Origin of the sequence: Streptomyces sp. NPDC050743, from assembly GCF_044456925.1 — a bacterium.
GTDB lineage: Bacteria > Actinomycetota > Actinomycetes > Streptomycetales > Streptomycetaceae > Streptomyces.
In genome coordinates, this window is the sequence record NZ_JBITGJ010000259.1 from 1 (window position 1) to 3,722 (window position 3,722).

The 3,722-nt window shown below is 66.8% G+C and carries 3 protein-coding genes and 1 pseudogene; 1 reads left to right on the forward strand and 3 read right to left on the reverse strand.

Translation table 11 applies throughout. The annotated features are described in order from the left end of the window. Window positions 1-381: 381 nt before the first annotated feature. On the reverse strand, window positions 382-672 hold the full coding sequence (locus tag ACIBJF_RS52570; protein ID WP_399184986.1) for a hypothetical protein: 291 nt from the start codon (window positions 670-672) through the stop codon (window positions 382-384). A gap of 713 nt (window positions 673-1,385) precedes the next feature. Here ACIBJF_RS52570 and ACIBJF_RS52575 point away from each other — a divergent pair. Further along, window positions 1,386-2,180 carry an IS5 family transposase gene (locus tag ACIBJF_RS52575; RefSeq protein WP_399184987.1) on the forward strand — a complete coding sequence of 265 codons (795 nt, stop codon included), beginning with the start codon at window positions 1,386-1,388 and terminating at the stop codon, window positions 2,178-2,180. On the opposite strand, the gene ACIBJF_RS52580 is transcribed toward ACIBJF_RS52575, so the two are convergent. Both ACIBJF_RS52580 and ACIBJF_RS52585 read right to left on the reverse strand, forming a co-directional pair. Then, complete coding sequence (locus tag ACIBJF_RS52580) at window positions 2,128-2,655, reverse strand: hypothetical protein (protein WP_399184988.1); 528 nt, start codon at window positions 2,653-2,655, stop codon at window positions 2,128-2,130. The genes ACIBJF_RS52575 and ACIBJF_RS52580 overlap by 53 nt on opposite strands. A gap of 83 nt (window positions 2,656-2,738) precedes the next feature. Beyond that, a pseudogene (locus tag ACIBJF_RS52585) lies at window positions 2,739-3,722 on the reverse strand (hypothetical protein); the annotation flags it as partial.

Below are 3,722 nucleotides of genomic sequence, written 5' to 3' on the forward strand. Positions count from 1 at the left end.
AGACACAAGAAGAACGGCCAGCTCAGCCCCGTCGCCTACGAGGCCCGACACTCAGCTACACTCACACTTGCCGCATAAGCATACAAACCGGTGTCCACTTCTCGGGGGGAACCCCCGGGAGGCCAGGTCCGGGTCGACGTCGATGAGTGCGTCGGACTGGGCGGCGAGCTGCCGGGACAGTGCTTGGTGCTGGGCGGTGACGGCGGCCTGGCGCTGGGTGAGTGCGCTCTGGCGTTGCCAGAGGGCTAATTAGCCGTTCGCCGACGTCGTCAGGGCGTTCGAGCGCTGCCTCAACTATGAGGAGGCCCGGGAGACTGCCCTGCCCAGGCCCTCTACAACGACTCCCGACGCTGACGGGCGTCACGCGTGCGGCAACGCTCACTACGCCGGTTCATCGAGGGCCCGCTCCAGGCTCAGTTGCTTCTGCTCCGCGTTGGACTGCACCGCTTCGATCCGGCCGTGACGGCCATCTCCGAAGTCGTAGTGGCCCAAGGTCCAGTAGTCGGCCCAATCGGTGAGGGCCTCGAAGTTCATGAACGTGGCGACCACGACCTTCTTCCCCTTGCGAAACTCGTCCACGGAGACCCTCGTCGAGCCGAGCGTCATCGAGCCCTGCACGTGCTCCCAGCCGCGCTCCTCGGCGTACTTGATCGCGTGATCCCGGTAGTTCACGTGGTCCCCCTTCTTCCGTCAGGTTCCGCAGTGTCCCAGACCGTCATGACGGCCGTCAGCCCCTGACCGGTAACCCGTCATCACACGCGTGCGAGGGGGTGAGCCGGCCGTGCCCCGAACCTTCACCGCCGACGAAGCAAATCGCATGTCGGACACACGCGGTCGGGCTCGCTCGTCAGGCACCGTGGTTTGCGGTGAGGCACGCGGTCATGGATCCCGAAGCGGTGCTCAGGATTGCAAGAAACGTCTGCCTAGTCCCGGGGTACATCACCTGACAGGACTTGAGCGGCACGCCTCCGTTATCTATCTCCGTGCGGTCGATGAAGGCACTGCACGCCGCGGCCGGTGCCGACTCGCCGGCATAGGACGCAGTACCTGTGACCCAGGCGGTGCTTTGCAACTTCAGACAGCCCGGAGCAGGAGCAACGTCGGTGTTATCGACATAGAAGCCGTATCTCAACCGATCATGGAACGTGCGGGTCGAACGCGGATTCCCGGTCGGGTGATCCTGCCGTGGCCAGGGCATGAAGACGGGACCTCCTGAACAACTCGTGGGTGTCGAATCCATAGAGCAGCAGGAGGTCCCGATGCCGCAGTCTTCCGTGCCGATGGCTGGGCAGTCCAACTCGGCTGCCCGATCGTGTGATTGCCTCGCGCACGTGTACGGCAACGCGGCCGACCATCCCGACCGGGAACGTCGGTATCCGTCGGACATGACGGATGCGGAGTGGGCGGCCATCCGGCCGTTGCTGCCGGTGCCGGCCTGGCTCCAGGGCAGAGGCGGGCAGCCCGAGGGCTACTGCCACCGCCAACTGCTGGACGCGATCCGCTACCTGGTCGCGGGCGGGATCTCCTGGCGGGCGATGCCTGCGGACTTCCCCGACTGGGGCCGTGTCTACGCCTTCTTCCGCCGCTGGCGCGAGCACGGGCTGATCACCGAGTTCCACGACCGGCTGCGTGGGAAGGTCCGTGAACGCGAGGGCCGTGAGGCCGAGCCCACGGCGGGAATCATCGACGCCCAGTCGGTGCGGGCCGCCGCAACGGTGCCGGCCGCCTCACGCGGCTACGACGGCGGGAAGAAGGTGCCGGGCCGCAAACGACACATCGTGACCGACACGCTCGGTCTGCTCCTGGTCGTCTGTGTCACCGCCGCGAACATCGGCGATCGGGATGCCGCCACGGGTTTGCTGAGGCGGCTGCGCCGCCTGCACCGCGACATCAGCCTCGTGTGGGCCGACGGCGGCTACACCGGCTCCCTCGTCGACTGGTGCCGACAGAAACTCGCACTGACCCTGGAGATCGTCAAACGCACCGACGACATGGCGGGATTCGTGGTGCTGCCCAGGCGCTGGGTGGCAGAGCGCACGTTCGCGTGGCTGATGCATTCGCGCCGACTGGCCCGGGACTACGAGACGTTGCCGGCAAGCAGCGAGGCGATGATCCGGTGGTCGATGGTCACGCGGATGAGCCGGCGTCTGGCACGGCCACGGGCCGTCGGCCGACACTGAATGCCCCCGACCTCTCCTGCAGGAGCCACCCGCGCTCCGCCAGACGCCGGGCCTTCGAGCGCACACCCTCGACCTTCGCCGGCGTTGTCTCCAAGCCCAGCTGAACCGTGATCTCCCTGGCCTTCAGCGGCCCCTGGCCCGCGGGCTGCCGCTCCTCGAGCACACCCAGAATCCGCTGGTAGTCCGGCGTCAGCACCGTCACCGGCAGTCCTTCGCGCCAAGGCGGCACGATCGAGCCCGGCACCGGCGCGGGCGAGGACACGGTTTCCGCCTCCGCCTCGGTCACGGCGGTCGTCTCGGCAGCCGACGCCGCCAGGGCCTCTACCAGCTCCTCCCGCGCGATCACCCGGCGGTCCAGCTCGATCTCCGCGGCCTCCAACACCCCAGCCAGCCGCGCGACTTCCTCTCTCAGCTCTTCCACCCGAACCCGGGCCGCTGTCTCCCGCTCCTCCAGCATTCCCAGCACCGACGCCATCGTGCACCCCTCGATCACGGAGCCGAAACAAGACGCCGCATGCCTCCCTCATTCCGAGCTGAACCATGCCTGACCAGCAGAAATCAAGCGATCATGTTCGGTTGAGATACGGCTTCATAGACCTTCGCAAGTGGCGCGGCCCCGCATATGTCGTCGATCTCAGTCGTGTAGTAGGGGGCGCCCAGGGCGCAGACCTCATCCTTTGACAGGCAGTCGCTTGGGCCGTCAGCGGTCTTGTACGTGACTTTGACGCAGCCCGTGTTCTGCTGCGCAGCCGGTGTCGCCGATGCCGGGCTGGCCGTCGACGTCCCCGCTCCCGTACCGACAGTCGGTGTCGCCGCTTTCGCGCTGGCAGATGGAGTCACGGAGGCGTGGGCACCCGCGCGGTTCGCCGCTGATGTGGAGGGTGCAGCATGGGCACCAACGTTGTGGCTGGCGTTCTGGTTTGCCAGCGCTGACGTCCACGTCAATCCGGCAGCAACTACAGCCGCTGCTGCTACGGCTCCCAGCGCAGCGATCTTCAGACCTCGTCGCCTAGACGCCGGTGCCGGCCGGGGCCACTCCTCGTCCTCCACTTGGTGTGCTGGAGTCCATACTCCTGCGACGATCTCTTGCACCCTGGTCGGGACGCCAGGGCCGACAACTTCGGTCGCCGCGTTCGATAGGACGACCTCGAGATCCGCGGCGAGCTCATTCGCCGACGGCCGGTCTGCCGGATCTTTCGACAATGCCGCCTGAACGTAGGGAAGGAGTGCTGCGGGCACACCGGTCAGGTCTGGCTCTTGTGAGAGGACGCGATAGGCAACCTCGTCGGGACGGCCGGTGCCGAAGGGTTGTCGCCCAATGGCCGCGTAGGCAACCAGGGCCCCCCAGGTGAAGACGTCCGCGGCTGGCCCGCTCTGCTCTCCTCGGTACTGCTCTGGACTGGACCAGCCAGGCGTGCCGATCCAGGCGCCGGTCCTCGTGATCGACGTCTCAGAAGCTGTTGTCTTTTCGATCTTGAGAGATGCGCTTCGAACGGGAGTCTCGATCGGGTGGTCGCTGACCGCTGGGCGCATGCGAGTGGG